The sequence below is a fragment of the Psychroserpens damuponensis genome, from assembly GCF_000826655.1.
Lineage (GTDB): Bacteria > Bacteroidota > Bacteroidia > Flavobacteriales > Flavobacteriaceae > Psychroserpens > Psychroserpens damuponensis.
In genome coordinates this window covers 137,409-154,685 of the sequence record NZ_JXJO01000023.1, presented here as the reverse complement: position 1 = coordinate 154,685, position 17,277 = coordinate 137,409, and the positions used below count along the sequence as shown (strand labels likewise).

Sequence of the window (17,277 nt, the reverse complement as noted above, 5' to 3'; positions counted from 1 at the left end):
GACAATGAAAAATAAAATATATAAAATCCTTACCGTAATGGTGTTAGCAATTTTTGTTTCAGCTTGCGGAAATAAAGAAAATCATAACGAAAATGATGGTCATTCCCACGATGAGGAAGAAAAAACAGAAGTTAATGAAGCACATAATGAAAGCGAAGAAGTAATGCTTTCACAACAGCAATTCGATGCTTTAAAAATGAAAATAGATACGTTGGCATTACGTAATATGAGCGGTTATGTTGAAGCAAACGGAACTCTAGAAGTACCACCACAAAACGAAGCAGCTATTACTACTGTTGTTGGTGCAAATGTCGTTTCAATTGAAGTGATTGAAGGTGATAAAGTAAATAAAGGTCAAGTAGTGGCTTATCTATCGCACCCAAATATTATACAAGCGCAAACCGATTATTTAAATGCTTATAGTAATAGTAATTTTTTGAAAAAGAATTACGAACGTCAACAAAAATTATATGAAGCAGGTGTTGGCTCTGGTGCTAATTTTCAAAAGGCAGAAGCAGAATATGAAGCATCAAAAGCAATGGTAAATGGTATGCAAGCACAATTAAAAATATTAAATGTCAATACCTCTTCTGTTCGTAATGGCACAATTGCACAACGCATTGCCTTGCGAAGTCCAATAGAGGGTTTTGTACAAAAAGTTGAAGTAAAAACAGGTCAGTATGTAGAGCCACAAACCGAACTATTTGATATCGTAAACACACATCACGTTCACGCAGATTTAATGGTGTTTGAAAAAGATGTTTATAAAGTACAGAAAGGTCAAAAAGTAAACTTTACAGTACAATCCATTCCAGATACAGAACTTACCGCAGAAATCTATTCCGTAAGCAAAACCTTTGAGGACAACCCAAAAGCAGTCCACGTTCACGCAGAAATAGAAAACAAAAAAGGTAACTTAATTCCTGGTATGTATATTCAAGGTAAAATTCAAGTAGATAATACCCAAACAAAAGCTTTACCAGAAAGTGCAATTATAAAAGAAGGCGAAAGATATTATGTGTTTTCAGTAGAAAAAGAAAATGACGATTGGAGCTTTAAACCTATCGAAGTTGTGTTAGGCACTAAAGATGGTGATTGGGTATCGGTTCAATTTACTGAAAACATAGAAAGTAATACAAAATTTGCTTATAACAATGCTTATTATCTTAACGCAGAAATGAAAAAAGGAGAAGCAGAACACGCACATTAATTATGGAAACAATAGAACAAGTATTAGAGTCAAAAAATATTCGTGTTACAGCAATGCGTTTGCTTATATATAAGTTTCTTGCAGAAAAAGAGGTCGCTGTTACTTTAAGTGATATTGAAAATGCTTTCTCAAAAGCAGACAGAACCACTTTATACAGAACTATTAAAACCTTTGAAGAAAAGGCTATTGTGCATCAAATAGACGATGGTACAGGGATTACAAAATATGCATTATGTGAAAAGGGATGTAATTGTGAAATTGAAACCGATTTGCACTTACATTTCCATTGTAATAATTGCAATGAAACCATTTGCTTAACAGAACATAAAATACCTCAAATAAAAGTGCCAGATGGTTTTGTGTCAGAGAATGTAAATTTGGTGGTAAAAGGTATTTGCGATAAGTGTAGTGTCTAATTATTGCACTTCCATTGCACTTACTATTAAAGTACATTTATCCAAAATTAGAGGATATGAAGTTTAATACTAAAATACCTAAACATCTAAAACAGGCGTATAACCAAGAATTAAAACAATACAGTTTCTGTTTAGAAAATAAGCAGTTTGGTAATGCTTGGTATCATTTAGAACGTAGTCATATAATAGGACAATCTTATCCTATAGAACATACCTATTTACATTGGCTTATGCTAAAGTTTGGATTTAGACAAAAAGATACGAAAGAAGTAATAGGTCAAATAATTAGGTTGCTTGTGGGTGGCTGGAAATCATTTATAAATCACGTTCCACTTGGTAATACTGGTGGAGCAAACGTGCCACCATTAAAACGAATGCCTATTCCCAATGACATTGAAAAATTATTAGATATTAAATGAAAAAAAAGAAAGTCAATTTAAGAGATTTAAAACCAAATTCAGAAGTGCAACACACGCATAATGATGGTCATAATCACGGTAATGGAAGTGCATTCAAAACCTACGTACCTGCAATCATAAGTTTTACAATGCTTATCATTGGAATAGGTTTAGATTATTTTGATGTTTCATTCTTTAAGGATTGGATTCGTATTGCTTGGTATGGTATTGCATATCTTCCTGTAGGACTACCTGTTGTAAAAGAGGGTTGGAATAGTATTAAAAAAGGCGATGTTTTTACAGAGTTCTTTTTAATGTCTATAGCAACCATTGGTGCATTTGTTATTGGGGAATATCCCGAAGGTGTTGCAGTAATGCTATTTTATGCAGTAGGCGAATTATTTCAAAGTGCTGCTGTAAATCGTGCAAAAGGAAATATAAAAGCATTATTAGATGTTAGACCTAAAGAAGCCAATGTATTTCGTGAGGGTGATTATAAAAGTGTTTCGCCTGAAGTTGTCAATATTGGAGAGAAAATTCAAATTCGTGTAGGTGAAAAAATTCCATTGGATGGCATTTTATTATCCGAAAAAGCATCTTTAAATACAGCTGCGTTAACAGGTGAAAGCAAACCAGATTCCATTCAAAAAGAAGCAAAGGTTTACGCAGGTAGTATTAATTTGGAAAGCGTTATTGAAGTTGAGGTAACCAATAAGTTTGAAGACAGTTCTATTGCGAGAATATTAGACTTGGTTCAAAATGCAACAGCACGTAAATCTAAAACAGAATTATTCATCAGACAGTTTGCTCGTATCTACACACCAATTGTAGTGTTTTTAGCTATTGGTGTTACTTTTATACCTTACTTTTTTGTAGATGATTATGTGTTTAGAGATTGGTTATACAGAGCATTAATTTTCTTGGTAATATCTTGTCCTTGTGCGTTAGTGATTTCAATTCCATTAGGATATTTCGGTGGATTGGGAGCAGCTTCAAAAAATGGAATCTTATTTAAAGGTGCTTCATTTTTAGATGCAATGACCAAGATAAATACTTTGGTAATGGACAAAACAGGAACCGTTACCAAAGGTGTTTTTAAAATCAAAGAAGTAAAAGCAATTGGTTGGAATGAAACCGAATTTATGCAATACTTAATGGCGATGGAAGAACAATCCACGCATCCAATTGCTAAAGCCATTTTAGAGTACAAAGCTGAAGGTGAGGATTTTGAAGCACAAGACGTTTCTGAAGTTGCAGGTAAAGGTTTAAAAGGCATTGTAAATGGTAAAACAGTTTTAGTAGGTAATAAAGCCTTAATGACTGCGAATAATATTAATGTTCCAACGGAAACGGAATCTATTGTAGAATCGATAGTGTTGGTAGCAATCGATAATCAATTTGCAGGTTATGTAGTCATAGCAGATGAATTAAAGGAAGATGCAAAAGAAACAATTACTAATTTACATAAAGTAGGCATTAAAAATATTATGATGCTTTCCGGTGATAAAGATTCCATTACGCAACAAGTCGCTAAAGAGTTGAATATTAAAAATGCTAAAGGTGGATTATTACCAGAAGATAAATTAAGCGAAGTTGAAATTTTAAAGAAAAATCCTGAAAACAAAGTAGCTTTTATAGGTGATGGTATTAATGACGCACCAGTTTTAGCAGCAAGTAACGTTGGTATTGCAATGGGTGGTTTAGGGAGCGATGTAGCTATTGAAACAGCAGATGTTATCATTCAAACAGACCAACCTTCAAAAGTAGTGAGAGCTATTAAAATAAGTCGTTCTACACGAAAAATCGTTTGGCAAAATATAATTTTAGCTTTTGGTGTTAAAGTTATTGTTTTGATTTTAGGAGCAGGTGGTTTAGCCACAATGTGGGAAGCAGTTTTTGCAGATGTAGGTGTAGCATTGTTAGCAATATTGAATGCAGTTAGATTACAACGAATGAGTTGGTATTAAGCAGATTAGTCAATTAAACTTCTGTTAAACAAAATTAACATATATTAAATTTTTATACCTTTGCAAATAGATATGAAGCAATTTTCCCATAAAATAATGTCTTTAGCAATGTCTTTAGCAATGGCTTTTGTAGTGTTATGCTCTACAATGTCATTTACTGTGAATATGCATTATTGCGGAGATACTTTAGTGGAAACTGCCATATTCCATAAAGCAAAAGGGTGCGGAATGGAAATGGAAAAGCCTTCAACCGAAGGGTGTTCTATTACCAAGAAAAATTGTTGTGATAATGAACAATTAGCAATTGAAGGTCAAGACGAATTACAATTGCAAGTTGACAAAATCACGTTTGAGCAACAAGTATTTATAGCTTCATTTGTTTATACTTACATTAACCTTTTTGAAGGTTTAGAAAATAACGTTTCTACTTACGAAGAATATAAACCGCCACTCGTCATAAGGCAACTCTACAAGATTGACGAAACATACTTAATTTGATTTTTAAACAATAGACTTTTTTATCCTATGACTCCAATGTCGTAAGGATAATTTGCTGTATTCGGTGTTTTCCAAACACCAATGTCTAATTGTTTAATTATCAAAGCCAATGCTAAATAAAAGCATAAAATTTCTAATAGAAAACAAACTCGTTGCGGTATTAATGCTTGTCCTTTTCGTAGGATGGGGAACTGTTAATGCACCTTTTAATTGGGATACTGGTTTCTTACCAAGCAACCCCGTAGCGGTAGATGCCATTCCAGATATTGGAGAAAACCAACAAATTGTATTTACAAAGTGGGATGGTCGTTCGCCACAAGATATAGAAGACCAAATTACATATCCATTAACCACATCCTTGTTAGGGATTCCTGGAGTAAAAACCATTCGTAGTTCTTCTATGTTCGGCTTTTCAAGTATCTATATCATTTTTGAAGAAGACATCGAATTTTACTGGAGTAGAAGTCGTATTCTCGAAAAACTCAATTCCTTACCAAGTGGTTTATTGCCCGAAGGTGTTAATCCTGCTTTGGGTCCCGATGCTACGGGATTAGGACAAATATTTTGGTACACGCTTGAAGGTCGTGACGACAACGGAAATGTAACTGGTGGTTGGGATTTGCAAGAGTTACGCAGTATTCAGGATTACTATGTAAAGTATGCGCTGTCCTCTGCAAGTGGTGTATCTGAAGTTGCATCTATTGGTGGTTATGTGCAGGAATACCAAGTCGATGTGAATCCAGAATTGATGCGTCAATACGACATTGGTTTAAACCAAGTTGTAAAAGCAGTTAAGGAAAGCAATAAAGACATTGGTGCACAAACATTGGAAATTAACCAAGCCGAATATTTAGTTCGTGGTTTGGGTTATGTGAAATCCATTTCAGACATTGAAAATGCAGTAGTCACTTCAGAAGATTACACTTCTATTAAAATAAAGGATATTGGTAAAGTTTCATTAGGTCCTGCAACAAGACGTGGTTTATTAGATAAAGAAGGTGCAGAGGTTGTTGGTGCAGTTGTGGTAGCTCGTTATGGAGCAAACCCAATGGAAGTTATTAATAACGTAAAGGAAAAAATTAATGAATTAAGTGCTGGATTACCTTCAAAAGTATTAGCGGATGGTAGAACCTCACAAGTTACCATAGTACCTTTTTATGACAGAACAGAACTGATACAAGAAACTTTAGGTACACTCAATGAAGCCTTAACTCTTGAAATATTGATTACCATTTTGGTTATAATCATAATGGTGTTTAATCTTCGAGCTTCCGTACTAATTTCTGGACTATTACCTGTTGCAGTTTTAATGGTATTTATTGCAATGAAACTCTTTGGTGTAGATGCCAATATAGTTGCCTTATCGGGTATTGCGATTGCTATTGGTACAATGGTAGATGTTGGTGTCATACTATCAGAAAATATCATTCGGCATTTAGATGAAGATGATGGAACTCAATCCATTAATACGGTAGTTTACAATGCTACAGCCGAAGTTTCAGGCGCAATCGTAACCGCAGTTATGACAACGATTATCAGTTTCATTCCTGTATTTACAATGATTGGAGCGGAAGGAAAACTATTCAGACCATTAGCATTCACAAAAACTTTTGCATTAACAGCTTCTATAATAGTAGCGTTGTTTTTAATTCCACCGTTTGCTGCATTTTTATTCAGAAAGAAAAACATTAATAACACTTTTAAATATGTTTTAAATGGCGTTTTAATAGCATTGGGAATCGTAGCCATAGTCTATGGATATTGGTTAGGGTTGATTTTGATAGCGTTTGGAATTACAGCACTTCTCAATCTTCAAAATAAGATAACAGACAAGCAAGCGAATCTTATCAATATCATTATTTCGGTATCAGCTATTGTATTCTTGTTAGCAGAATACTGGAGACCATTAGGCGTTGATAAAAGCATTTTTTGGAATCTCATTTTCGTTAGTATTATTTGCTTTGGTTTATTAGGTGTTTTCTCATTATTCATAAAATACTACACACGCATTTTAAGATGGTGTTTAGATAATAAGTTGCTCTTTTTGTCTGTTCCAACAGCAATTGTAATTGCTGGTTTTTTCATTATGAAGAATACAGGAAAAGAGTTTATGCCATCATTAAATGAAGGCTCTTTTCTGTTGATGCCAACTTCAATGCCTCATTCTGGCGTGGAAGAAAATAAAAGGGTTTTACAACAATTGGATATGGCAGTAGCCAGTATTCCAGAGATTGAAACCGTAGTTGGAAAAGCAGGTAGAACAGAATCAGCTTTAGACCCAGCACCACTATCAATGTATGAAAATATCATTCAGTACAAACCAGAATATATACTGAATGAAAACCGAGAACGACAACGCTACAAAGTAAATGAGGATGGCTTGTTTGAATTAAAAGATGGTCGTTTTATATCGAACCCAAATAATACTGAAAACACAACTTTCAATACTGTTTCAAGGTCTCAATTAATAAAAGATAATAATGGCGAGTACTATCGTAATTGGCGACCAGAAATACAATCACCAGACGATATTTGGAATGAAATTGTAAGAGTCACCAAATTGCCTGGTGTGACCTCTGCACCAAAGCTACAACCTATTGAAACCAGATTGGTAATGCTTCAAACAGGAATGCGAGCGCCTATGGGTATCAAGGTGAAAGGTCAAGATTTAAAACAAATTGAAGCGTTTGGTGTGCAGTTAGAGGGTATTTTGAAACAAGCTGAAGGTGTTAAAAAAGAAGCTGTTTTTGCAGACCGAATTGTTGGTAAACCCTATTTGTTAATTGATATTGATAGAGAGAAAATTGCACGTTATGGCATTTCGATACAAGATGTTCAAGATGTATTAAAAGTAGCAGTTGGTGGTATGGTCTTAACCCAAACGGTAGAAGGTCGTGAGCGATATGGTGTACGAGTACGATACCCAAGAGAATTACGAGCAAACCCAACAGACTTACAACAGATTTATGTGCCAGTTGAAAAAGGAAGTCCTGTGCCATTAAGCGAATTGGCAACTATAAGATACGAGCAAGGTCCGCAAGTAATTAAAAGTGAAGATACCTTTTTAGTTGGCTATGTGTTATTTGATAAAATGGATGGTTTTGCAGAAGTAAGCGTTGTTGAAAATGCACAAGTACTAATCCAAGAAAAGATAGATTCTGGTGCGTTAATTGTACCAAAAGGAATCAACTATGCATTCACAGGAACGTATGAAAATCAATTAAGAGCAGAAAAAACCTTATCGGTTGTAGTGCCTTTAGCATTGGCCATTATTTTCTTGATCCTGTATTTTCAATTCCGTTCTGTAAGCACATCATTAATGGTATTTACGGGAATTGCAGTAGCATTTGCAGGTGGTTTTATTATGATTTGGTTGTATGGTCAAGGATGGTTTTTAAACTTCAATTTCTTTGGTGAAAACCTGCGTGATTTATTCCAGATGCATCCAATCAATTTAAGTGTAGCTGTTTGGGTTGGGTTTATTGCACTCTTCGGAATTGCAACCGATGATGGTGTAGTAATGGCAACTTATTTAACCCAAACTTTTGATAGAAACACACCAGAGAATAAAAAAGAAATTAGAGCATCCATAGTAGAAGCAGGAGAAAAACGAATTAGACCCTGTTTAATGACTACTGCTACTACTATTTTAGCATTATTACCAATATTAACCTCTACAGGTCGAGGAAGCGATATAATGATACCTATGGCAATCCCAAGTTTTGGTGGAATGCTTATAGCCTTAATCACTTTGTTTGTTGTACCAGTATTGTACAGCTGGAAAGCAGAAGTTCAACTTAAAAGAACATCAAAATGAAAAATATAATTATAATAATCAGCATTTTGTTTGTTTCCGCTTTCGCGAAAGCACAAGAGCTTCAATCCTACATTCAAGAAGCAGAATCAAACAATCCAGAAATTCAAAAGTTTGAGTTACAATACAAAAGAGCTTCCGAAAAGGTAAACGAGGTCAACACCATTCCTAATACCGAATTTGGTGTTGGTTTTTTTGTAAGTGAGCCGGAAACCAGAACAGGAGCACAACGCTTTAAAGTATCTGCTAAACAAATGTTACCGTGGTTCGGAACCATTACATCGAGAGAAAACTATGTAAGTTCATTGGCAGATGCTAAATACGAGGACATTGTTATCGCAAAGCGAAAGTTGATGGCTTCGGTATCACAATCCTATTATAATCTCTACGCCAACAAAGCAAAGCAAGAGGTTTTAACTGAAAACATCAAACTATTAGAAACTTACGAAACGTTGGCATTAACTTCTGTTGAGGTTGGTAAAGCATCCGCAGTAGATGTATTACGATTACAGATGCGTCAAAACGAAATGCAACAATTAAAAGATGTTTTAAGTCAACAATTTTTAGCAGAACAAACTAACTTCAATAATCTATTGAATCGAGAAAATGATTTTGAGGTCAAAGTGGTAGATAGTCTAATGATACCTTCAGAAGATTTTGAAATCACTACTGAAAATTTAGCATTACATCCCGAATTGTTGAAATATGATAAACTCTATCAATCCATAGAGCAATCAGAATTATTGAATCAAAAAGAAAGCAGTCCAATGATTGGTTTTGGATTAGACTATATCAATGTCGCTGAAAGACCAAATATGGATTTCAGTGATAACGGAAAGGATATTGTAATGCCAATAGTTTCGGTTTCTATCCCAATTTTCAATAAGAAATACAAATCCCAAACCAAACAAAATGAGTTACAACAGCAGGAAATTACTGCTCAAAAACAGGAACGTTTAAATGCATTGGAAACGCTTTTAGACAAAGCGTATAACGAACGCATTTCTGCAAGAATTAGTTATGCTACCCAAACCAAAAACCTACAGCAAGCCAAAGATGCAGAAGATATTTTAATCAAAAGCTATGAAACAGGAACGATTGATTTTAATGATGTTTTAGATATTCAAGAATTACAGCTAAAGTTTCAAATGAACCAAATAGAATCTGTGAAGACCTACTATGTACAAAGTACAATCATAAATTATTTAATTCAGTAAACAATGAAACACACATATCACATACACGGAATGACCTGCAACGGTTGTCGCAGTCACGTTGAGGAAACACTCTATAAAGTAGTAGGCGTTTCAAAAGCAACAGTCGATTTAGATAAGGCAGAAGCTACCATCGAAATGGAATCGCATATTCCCATAGAAACTTTTCAAGAAGCCTTAAAAAAGGATGGTGATAGATACAGTATTCATAAACAAGGTGAACAGCATCAACATTCAAAAGATAAAAAGGAAGAGCAACCCAATGGAAAAGGCACAGGCACATTTTATTGTCCTATGCATTGCGAAGGCGATAAAACGTATGATGAACCAGGCGATTGTCCGGTTTGCGGAATGGATTTGGTGGAAGAACAAAATCTATCAGCAACTTCAAAGGAACAATGGACGTGTCCTATGCATCCAGAAATTGTAAAAGATGAAGCAGGTTCGTGTCCTATTTGTGGAATGGATTTAGTACCAATGGAAGCAGATAGTTCAGCAGAAGAAAAAACGTATAAGAAGCTATTAAAGAAATTTTGGATAGCATCTGTATTCACATTACCCATTTTCTTAATTGCTATGAGCGAAATGCTTAATAACAATCCATTGTATAATATAATGGAACAGAAAAATTGGAACTGGATTCAGTTTGTTTTATCCATTCCAGTAGTGTTTTATGCCACTTGGATGTTCTTTGAACGTGCTTACAAAAGCATTAAAACGTGGAATCTCAATATGTTTACACTCATTGGAATCGGTGCAGGTGTGGCTTGGTTATTTAGTGTATTTGGGATGTTGTTTCCAGATGTATTTCCTGAACAATTTAAAACTGAATCAGGCGCAGTTCACGTCTATTTTGAAGCAGCAACAGTTATTCTAACGTTAGTGCTTTTAGGTCAATTGTTAGAAGCTCGTGCGCATAGTAAAACCAATTCGGCAGTAAAAGAGTTACTAAAGTTAGCACCGAATAAAGCCATAAAAATAGTTAATGATGAAGAAATTGAAGTCAGTATTGACGAGATAGAACTAAACGATATTCTCAAAGTAAAACCAGGAGATAAAATTCCTGTTGATGGTGTGATAACTGAAGGCGAAACAACCATTGACGAATCTATGATTACAGGTGAACCTATTCCAGTAAACAAGGCTGAAAATGATAAAGTAAGTAGCGGAACAATTAATGGTAATCAATCCTTTTTAATGAAAGCCGAAAAGGTAGGAAGTGACACGCTATTATCGCAAATCATTCATATGGTTAATGATGCCAGTAGAAGTCGCGCACCTATTCAAAATTTAGCAGATAAAGTTTCAGGTTATTTTGTGCCAGTTGTAGTTCTTATTTCTATTATCACTTTTATTATATGGTCAATTTGGGGTCCAGAACCTGCTTATGTGTATGCGTTGGTCAATGCAATTGCAGTTCTAATCATTGCTTGTCCTTGTGCTTTAGGTTTGGCAACGCCAATGTCTGTAATGGTTGGTGTGGGTAAAGGTGCTCAAAATGGTGTATTGATTAAAAATGCTGAAGCTCTTGAAAAAATGGATAAGGTAAATACGCTTATCGTTGACAAGACAGGAACAATTACCGAAGGAAAACCAACAGTTGAAACCGTTGGTGCTTTTAATGATGCTTTAAGCGAAAAAGAAGTGTTACAATACATCGTTTCACTAAATACCAATAGCGAACATCCTTTAGCAGAAGCGACAGTTAAATATGGCAAAGAACACAACGCAGAAATTTTAAAGTCCGAAGATTTTAGTGCAGTCACAGGAAAAGGTGTTGAAGCGACCATAAAAGATAAAAAAGTAGCATTAGGTAATCCTAAAATGATGGAATATGCCAAAGCAGATATTATCTCTAAAATGAAAGACGAAGCTAAATCTTACCAAAAACAGGGTAAAACAGTTTCTTATTTGTCAATAGATAAAACCGTAGTTGGATATGTAGTTATAGGCGATAAGATAAAAGAAACAAGTGCTAAAGCGATTAAGGCACTTCAAGATAAAGGGATAGATGTAATAATGCTAACAGGTGATAATCACGATACAGCACAAGCAGTAGCATCAGAACTAAATCTTGCAGATTTTAAAGCCAGTATGCTACCAGAAGACAAACTCAAAGAAGTAGAGAAACTACAAAAAAATGGAAAAGTAGTTGCTATGGCAGGTGATGGAATTAATGATGCACCAGCATTGGCAAAAAGTGATGTAGGTATTGCAATGGGAACAGGAACAGATGTAGCGATAGAAAGTGCTATGATAACTTTAGTAAAAGGCGATTTACACGGTATTGTAAAAGCAAAAAACTTGAGTAATGCTGTAATGAAGAACATTAAGCAAAACCTATTTTTTGCACTTATCTACAACACTTTAGGTGTACCTATTGCAGCAGGTGTGTTGTTTCCATTCTTCGGAATACTACTCTCGCCAATGATAGCAGCTTTAGCAATGAGTTTTAGTTCGGTTTCGGTAATAGGTAACGCACTACGATTAAGAACAATTAAAGTATAACTATAAAATCAAATAATTATGAAAAATCCAAAAGAACACTCAAACAAAGGAAATTACAAAACCTTCTTTATAATGTTGGCTTGCTCATTTGTAGCAATGTACATCACAATGTATTTAAACACCTATTCCATAGACCACGTATGGTTTAGTTTAACACGATTCTATATGACGTGTTTAGGAATTTCAACAATGGCAGTAATAATGTGGTTTTTTATGCGAAAAATGTATAATGATAAAAAGAAGAATATCGCCATACTCGCAGGTAGTTTTATTCTGTTTGTAGGTGCATTAGGGTTGGTAAGAACACAAGCACCAATTATTGGTGATATCCTTTGGATGAAAGCAATGATACCACATCATTCTATCGCTATTTTAACAAGTGAAAGAGCAGATATTCAAGACCCAGAAGTTAAGAAATTAGCAGAAGATATTATAAAAGCACAACGTAAAGAAATAGGAGAAATGAAAGCAATGATAAAACGATTAGAGAATGAAAAATAATAAAATAGTCATATATATTGGCATACTCGTAGTAGGTGTGTTATTGGGTTGGTTGCTTTTTGGTGGTTCATCAAAAAAAGATACAGAACATAATCACGATGCCATTTCAGAAACCAATCAAATGTGGACGTGTTCTATGCATCCACAAATTATGCAACCAGAATCAGGCGATTGTCCTATTTGTGGTATGGATTTAATTCCTGCTGATGGTGGAAGTGATGGTTTATTAGCAGACCAATTCAAATTGACTGAAAACGCAATGGCTTTAGCTAATATTCAAACATCTATTGTTGGTAAAGGCAATGTTGAAGGCAATACTATCAAATTATCTGGTAAAATTGCTGAAAACGAAGAGGCTAATGCAGTACAAGTCAGTTACTTTTCAGGTAGAATTGAACGCTTGAATGTGAGTTTTACAGGTGAAGAAGTTCGTAAAGGTCAATTATTGGCAACCATTTATTCACCAGAACTCTATGCAGCACAACAAGAGTTAATTACAGCAGCATCTTTAAAAGAATCACAACCTGCTTTATACAAAGCAGTCCGTAATAAATTGAAATTATGGAAGCTCTCTGAAAATCAAATCAATCAGATTGAAGAAACAGGGAAAGTAAAAGAAAACTTTCCTGTTTATGCAACCGTTTCGGGTACTGTTACAGAAAAATTGGTAGAGCAAGGCGATTACATTAAACAAGGACAACCCTTACTTAAAATTGCTAATCTAAACACGGTTTGGGGAAATTTTGATGTGTATGAAAATCAGATTGACCGCTTTAAAAAAGGACAGGAAGTGATGATAACAACCAATGCTTATCCTAATAAAGAGTTTAAAGGTAAAGTAGATTTCATTGACCCAGTTTTAAACACGAAAACAAGAACTGTAACCTTACGTGTTGTTTTAAGCAATAAGGACGATGTATTTAAACCAGGAATGTTTGTAACCGCAAATATTGAAGGCAGTACAGCTAATAATGATGACCTATTAACAATTCCTTCATCTTCTGTGTTATGGACAGGTGAACGTTCTGTGGTGTACCTTAAAACAAATCCAGACCAACCTATTTTTGAAATGCGTGAAATTAAATTAGGCAATCAAATTGGTAATGAATATGAAGTTGTAGAAGGTGTATTTGCTGGAAATGAAATAGTGACTAACGGTACATTTACGGTTGATGCAGCAGCACAATTACAAGGGAAAAAGTCTATGATGAATAAAGATGGTGGTAAAGTAATGACTGGACACGAAGGTCATTTAGGTATAGATAACAATGCATCTAACAAAGAAAGTGACCACACTAATATGAATGAGCGTTTGAAAGTATCAGCGAAATTTCAAGAGCAGTTAAAAGCTGTTTTCAATGCGTATATCAATTTAAAAGATGCTTTAGTAAAAGAAGATTCAAAAAGTACTTCAGCAAACGCAACAACTTTATTAAATAAATTGAACAAAGTAGATATGAAATTGTTGTCAGATAATAAGGCGCATAACAATTGGATGTCATTAGAAGGCGAAATAAAATCTTCTGCAACCTTAATTTCTGAAACATCCGATATAGAATCACAAAGAGACCATTTTAAACATTTATCATCACATCTAATCAATGCTGTACAACTATTTGGTGTCAATGAAAAGGTTTATGTGGAATTTTGTCCAATGGCAGATAACAATAATGGTGCATATTGGTTGAGCAAAGAAGAAAAAGTAATCAACCCATATTTTGGTGAAGCAATGCTAACCTGTGGAGAAGTAAAACAAGTAATAGAATAATAACAATTAAATTTTTAAACAATGAATTTTTCAAAGAAAAATCACGAACACAAAAACAAAAATGTAATCAACGTGAGTAAAAAAGTAATTTTAAGTGTAGCTGTAATAGCAGCATTAGGTTTAACAAGTTGTAAAAACGAAACCAAAAAAGAAACAGAAACCACAACTACTGAAATCTCTAAAGATATAGCAATGACAGACCTGTCTTTTGGTGTAAGAGGAAATTGCGGAATGTGTAAAAATACCATTGAAAAAGCAGCAAATGGTGTAGAAGGTGTAGCAAGTGCTAATTGGGATGTCGATAAGAAGAAGATTGATGTGTCTTTTAATGATACAAAAACCGATGCAATGGCAATCCATAAAGCAATCGCAGCTTCAGGCTATGATACCGAAAAAGTAGCAGGTGATGAAGAAGCATATGATGGTTTACCAGGTTGTTGTAAATACGACCACGAAATGATGATGAATCAATCTGGTGAAGAAGAAAGTGATGACCATTAAGATCATGATCATTAATAAAAAAGATAATAGTAGGACTCTATTTTAGAGTTCTATTTTTATTTGGTTGACTTATCCAAATATGATTTAAGTTATATAAGGTAATTACTTTGTCCCTTTTGTTGTCCCTTTCTAAAACCAAAAAAGTCCTAAATCATTTATTTCTAAACGTTTAAGACTTTTTGATGGTGGTGCCTCCAGGAATCGAACCAGGGACACAAGGATTTTCAGTCCTTTGCTCTACCAACTGAGCTAAGGCACCAGTAGCATAAAAATGCGAGTGCAAATATATACCCATTTTTATAATTCACAAAAATAAAATTCAAAAAAATAATTAATTATTTTTTAAGAGCTTTAAATCATAGGTTTAAACTTAAAAAAATGTTATAATTTGGTTAATTACTATTATAACTTGAGACTTGGTTTTGTAGTTTAGCATTTTTAAGACATTCTATGAATTTAATTGTTGATGTAGGAAATACATTTGTGAAGTTTGCTGTTTTTAGTGAAGATGTACTAAAAGAGAAGCTTGTAGGTGAAATCAATGATTTTAATGAATTAGCATTAGGTGTATTAAAAATATATCCAAAGATTGATAAAGCTATAATGTCTTCCGTAGGAATATTAGAGGATAAGCATGTTAGTACACTTGAGGATAAGGTTAAAGTTGTATTACTCTCACATGATCTCGATCTACCATTTGTAAATTTATATGAAACACCTAAAACACTTGGTGTAGATCGTATAGGTCTCGTATGTGCTTCGGTTGAGCAGTTTCCAGATAGTAACGTCTTAATAATTGACGCAGGGACTTGTATAACTTATGACTTTGTAAATACCAATAATGAATATTTAGGTGGTGCTATTTCCCCTGGAATACGTTTAAGATATAGAACCCTTAATAATTTAACTGCTAATTTACCGTTATTAGATACACAATTACCTGATAGTATTTTAGGGAACTCCACGCAAAACTCCATACACTCGGGTGTAGTGATTGGGGTGTTAAAAGAAATTGATGGTGTGATTGATGAATATATTAAAAAATATTCAGATTTAACAATTATTTTAACAGGAGGTGATACCAATTTCTTGTCAAACCAATTAAAAAATGGCATATTTGCCAATTCAAATTTTCTTTTAGAGGGTTTGAATTTTATTTTAGAATATAACTCACAATAATGATAAAGAAACTTGTAATAGTTTTAGTCACTTTCTTTGCGATACAATCGTATGGTCAAGAAGGTACCGCATCTCCATATTCTTTCTACGGAATTGGAAGTTTAAAATTTAAGGGAACGGTTGAAAATAGAAGTATGGGTGGTTTAAGTATCTATACCGATAGTATTCATGTAAATTTAAGAAATCCTGCAGCTTATGTTGGTCCAGATCTTACAATATGGAACAATGAAAACAGACCAGTTAAATTTTCAATTGGAGCAAGTCACAACAGTACAAATTTGGAAGCTAATTCTGGTGAGGCTGAAGTAAGTTCAACGACTTTTGATTATCTAGCATTGTCAATGCCTGTGGGTAAATTTGGATTTGGAATAGGATTAGTGCCTTATACTTCTGTAGGGTACAAACTAGAAGATACTAATGACGATGTTATTACTAATAGGTATAGTGGTGATGGTGGAGTTAATAGAGCTTTTTTTGGCTTAGGTTACAAAATCACAGATAAGTTAAGTCTTGGAGTTGATATGAACTATAACTTCGGAAATATCCAAAACAGTGCTATTGAGTTTGTTTATGATGAAGGTGAGTTAGTGCAATATCAAACAAGAGAGAATAATCGTTCAGATTTAAGTGGTCTTAACTTTAATATTGGTTTAACCTATAAAACGATGATTAATGATAAGTTAGAGCTTCAAGCAGGACTTACTTATTCTCCAAAGAGTGATTTATCATCTTTAAATGAAAGATCTTTTTCTACCATCGTTATAAGTTCTCAAACAGGCCAAGAATTTGTAATTAATGAGGTTGAAGGTAATTTAGAAGCTCAAAACTTGGATGAGACAGAACTTACACTGCCATCTAGATTCTCATTTGGGGCAGGTATAGGGAAACCTAGAGCTTGGTTTATTGGTGCAGAATATACAACCCAAAATACAAGTGATTTTTCAAATCCAATTGTTTCAATAGAAAATACTAATTTTGTAAACGCATCAAATTTATCATTTGGTGGTTTTTATATACCAAATTATAATTCTTTTGGAAGTTACTGGAAACGAGTAACCTATAGGGCTGGTGTTCGATTTGAGAATACAGGTTTAGAGATTAATGATGAGACTATAAATGAGTTTGGCATGTCTTTTGGAGTAGGGTTACCAGTCGGGAATGTATTTTCTAATGCAAACCTTGGAGTTGAATTCGGAAAACGTGGTACAACCAATCAAAACCTTATTCAAGAAAACTTTTTTAGACTACAAATCAGTTTATCGTTAAATGATAGATGGTTTGAAAAAAGAAAATATAACTAACA

At 34.1% G+C, this 17,277-nt stretch carries 13 protein-coding genes and 1 tRNA gene; 13 read left to right on the top strand and 1 reads right to left on the bottom strand.

What is annotated here, in order from left to right:
* Positions 1 to 4: 4 nt before the first annotated feature.
* The 11 genes from TD29_RS14275 (at position 5) to TD29_RS14225 (ending at position 14,795) form a co-directional block, all read left to right on the top strand.
* The gene (locus TD29_RS14275) at positions 5 to 1,210 is read left to right on the top strand and encodes an efflux RND transporter periplasmic adaptor subunit (RefSeq protein WP_040281496.1); all 1,206 of its coding nucleotides are present in this window, start codon (positions 5 to 7) and stop codon (positions 1,208 to 1,210) included.
* A 2-nt stretch (positions 1,211 to 1,212) separates the two neighbouring features.
* Complete coding sequence (locus TD29_RS14270) at positions 1,213 to 1,626, top strand: Fur family transcriptional regulator (RefSeq protein ID WP_013622780.1); 414 nt, start codon at positions 1,213 to 1,215, stop codon at positions 1,624 to 1,626.
* Between the two features lie 56 nt (positions 1,627 to 1,682).
* The gene (locus tag TD29_RS14265; protein ID WP_040281542.1) at positions 1,683 to 2,045 is read left to right on the top strand and encodes a DUF3703 domain-containing protein; all 363 of its coding nucleotides are present in this window, start codon (positions 1,683 to 1,685) and stop codon (positions 2,043 to 2,045) included.
* Positions 2,042 to 3,991, top strand: coding sequence for a heavy metal translocating P-type ATPase (locus tag TD29_RS14260; RefSeq protein ID WP_040281493.1), 1,950 nt, complete (start codon positions 2,042 to 2,044; stop codon positions 3,989 to 3,991). Before TD29_RS14265 ends, TD29_RS14260 begins: the two co-directional genes overlap by 4 nt.
* Before the next feature lie 72 nt (positions 3,992 to 4,063).
* Positions 4,064 to 4,489, top strand: a complete 426-nt coding sequence (locus tag TD29_RS14255; RefSeq protein ID WP_241485282.1) for an HYC_CC_PP family protein — start codon at positions 4,064 to 4,066, stop codon at positions 4,487 to 4,489.
* Positions 4,490 to 4,598: 109 nt separating this feature from the next.
* Positions 4,599 to 8,306 (top strand): efflux RND transporter permease subunit, encoded by a 3,708-nt coding sequence (locus tag TD29_RS14250; RefSeq protein ID WP_040281491.1) that lies wholly within the window; start codon positions 4,599 to 4,601, stop codon positions 8,304 to 8,306.
* Entirely contained in the window at positions 8,303 to 9,520 is a 1,218-nt protein-coding gene (locus TD29_RS14245; protein WP_040281490.1) for a TolC family protein, read from the top strand. The genes TD29_RS14250 and TD29_RS14245 overlap by 4 nt, the downstream gene beginning before the upstream one ends.
* A gap of 3 nt (positions 9,521 to 9,523) precedes the next feature.
* Positions 9,524 to 12,025 carry a heavy metal translocating P-type ATPase gene (locus tag TD29_RS14240; protein ID WP_040281488.1) on the top strand — a complete coding sequence of 834 codons (2,502 nt, stop codon included), beginning with the start codon at positions 9,524 to 9,526 and terminating at the stop codon, positions 12,023 to 12,025.
* Positions 12,026 to 12,043: 18 nt separating this feature from the next.
* Positions 12,044 to 12,526 (top strand): DUF305 domain-containing protein, encoded by a 483-nt coding sequence (locus tag TD29_RS14235; protein WP_040281486.1) that lies wholly within the window; start codon positions 12,044 to 12,046, stop codon positions 12,524 to 12,526.
* Positions 12,516 to 14,294, top strand: a complete 1,779-nt coding sequence (locus TD29_RS14230) for an efflux RND transporter periplasmic adaptor subunit (RefSeq protein ID WP_040281484.1) — start codon at positions 12,516 to 12,518, stop codon at positions 14,292 to 14,294. Before TD29_RS14235 ends, TD29_RS14230 begins: the two co-directional genes overlap by 11 nt.
* Positions 14,295 to 14,315: 21 nt before the next feature.
* Positions 14,316 to 14,795, top strand: a complete 480-nt coding sequence (locus tag TD29_RS14225; RefSeq protein ID WP_052467125.1) for a heavy-metal-associated domain-containing protein — start codon at positions 14,316 to 14,318, stop codon at positions 14,793 to 14,795.
* A 183-nt stretch (positions 14,796 to 14,978) separates the two neighbouring features.
* Here TD29_RS14225 and TD29_RS14220 read toward each other — a convergent pair.
* Positions 14,979 to 15,054 (bottom strand) — tRNA-Phe (locus TD29_RS14220).
* Positions 15,055 to 15,245: 191 nt separating this feature from the next.
* On the opposite strand from TD29_RS14220, the gene TD29_RS14215 reads away from it, so the two are divergent.
* Positions 15,246 to 15,974 (top strand): type III pantothenate kinase, encoded by a 729-nt coding sequence (locus tag TD29_RS14215; protein ID WP_040281483.1) that lies wholly within the window; start codon positions 15,246 to 15,248, stop codon positions 15,972 to 15,974.
* Positions 15,974 to 17,275 (top strand): membrane protein, encoded by a 1,302-nt coding sequence (locus tag TD29_RS14210; protein WP_040281482.1) that lies wholly within the window; start codon positions 15,974 to 15,976, stop codon positions 17,273 to 17,275. The genes TD29_RS14215 and TD29_RS14210 overlap by 1 nt, the downstream gene beginning before the upstream one ends.
* Positions 17,276 to 17,277 lie beyond the last annotated feature (2 nt).

Coding starts and splice junctions, on each gene's coding strand:
- TD29_RS14270 (WP_013622780.1), top strand. CDS start 1,213: ATGGAAACAATAGAACAAGTATTAGAGTCAAAAAATATTCGTGTTACA.
- TD29_RS14275 (WP_040281496.1), top strand. CDS start 5: ATGAAAAATAAAATATATAAAATCCTTACCGTAATGGTGTTAGCAATT.
- TD29_RS14250 (WP_040281491.1), top strand. CDS start 4,599: ATGCTAAATAAAAGCATAAAATTTCTAATAGAAAACAAACTCGTTGCG.
- TD29_RS14210 (WP_040281482.1), top strand. CDS start 15,974: ATGATAAAGAAACTTGTAATAGTTTTAGTCACTTTCTTTGCGATACAA.
- TD29_RS14255 (WP_241485282.1), top strand. CDS start 4,064: ATGAAGCAATTTTCCCATAAAATAATGTCTTTAGCAATGTCTTTAGCA.
- TD29_RS14235 (WP_040281486.1), top strand. CDS start 12,044: ATGAAAAATCCAAAAGAACACTCAAACAAAGGAAATTACAAAACCTTC.
- TD29_RS14230 (WP_040281484.1), top strand. CDS start 12,516: ATGAAAAATAATAAAATAGTCATATATATTGGCATACTCGTAGTAGGT.
- TD29_RS14215 (WP_040281483.1), top strand. CDS start 15,246: ATGAATTTAATTGTTGATGTAGGAAATACATTTGTGAAGTTTGCTGTT.
- TD29_RS14260 (WP_040281493.1), top strand. CDS start 2,042: ATGAAAAAAAAGAAAGTCAATTTAAGAGATTTAAAACCAAATTCAGAA.
- TD29_RS14265 (WP_040281542.1), top strand. CDS start 1,683: ATGAAGTTTAATACTAAAATACCTAAACATCTAAAACAGGCGTATAAC.
- TD29_RS14245 (WP_040281490.1), top strand. CDS start 8,303: ATGAAAAATATAATTATAATAATCAGCATTTTGTTTGTTTCCGCTTTC.
- TD29_RS14240 (WP_040281488.1), top strand. CDS start 9,524: ATGAAACACACATATCACATACACGGAATGACCTGCAACGGTTGTCGC.
- TD29_RS14225 (WP_052467125.1), top strand. CDS start 14,316: ATGAATTTTTCAAAGAAAAATCACGAACACAAAAACAAAAATGTAATC.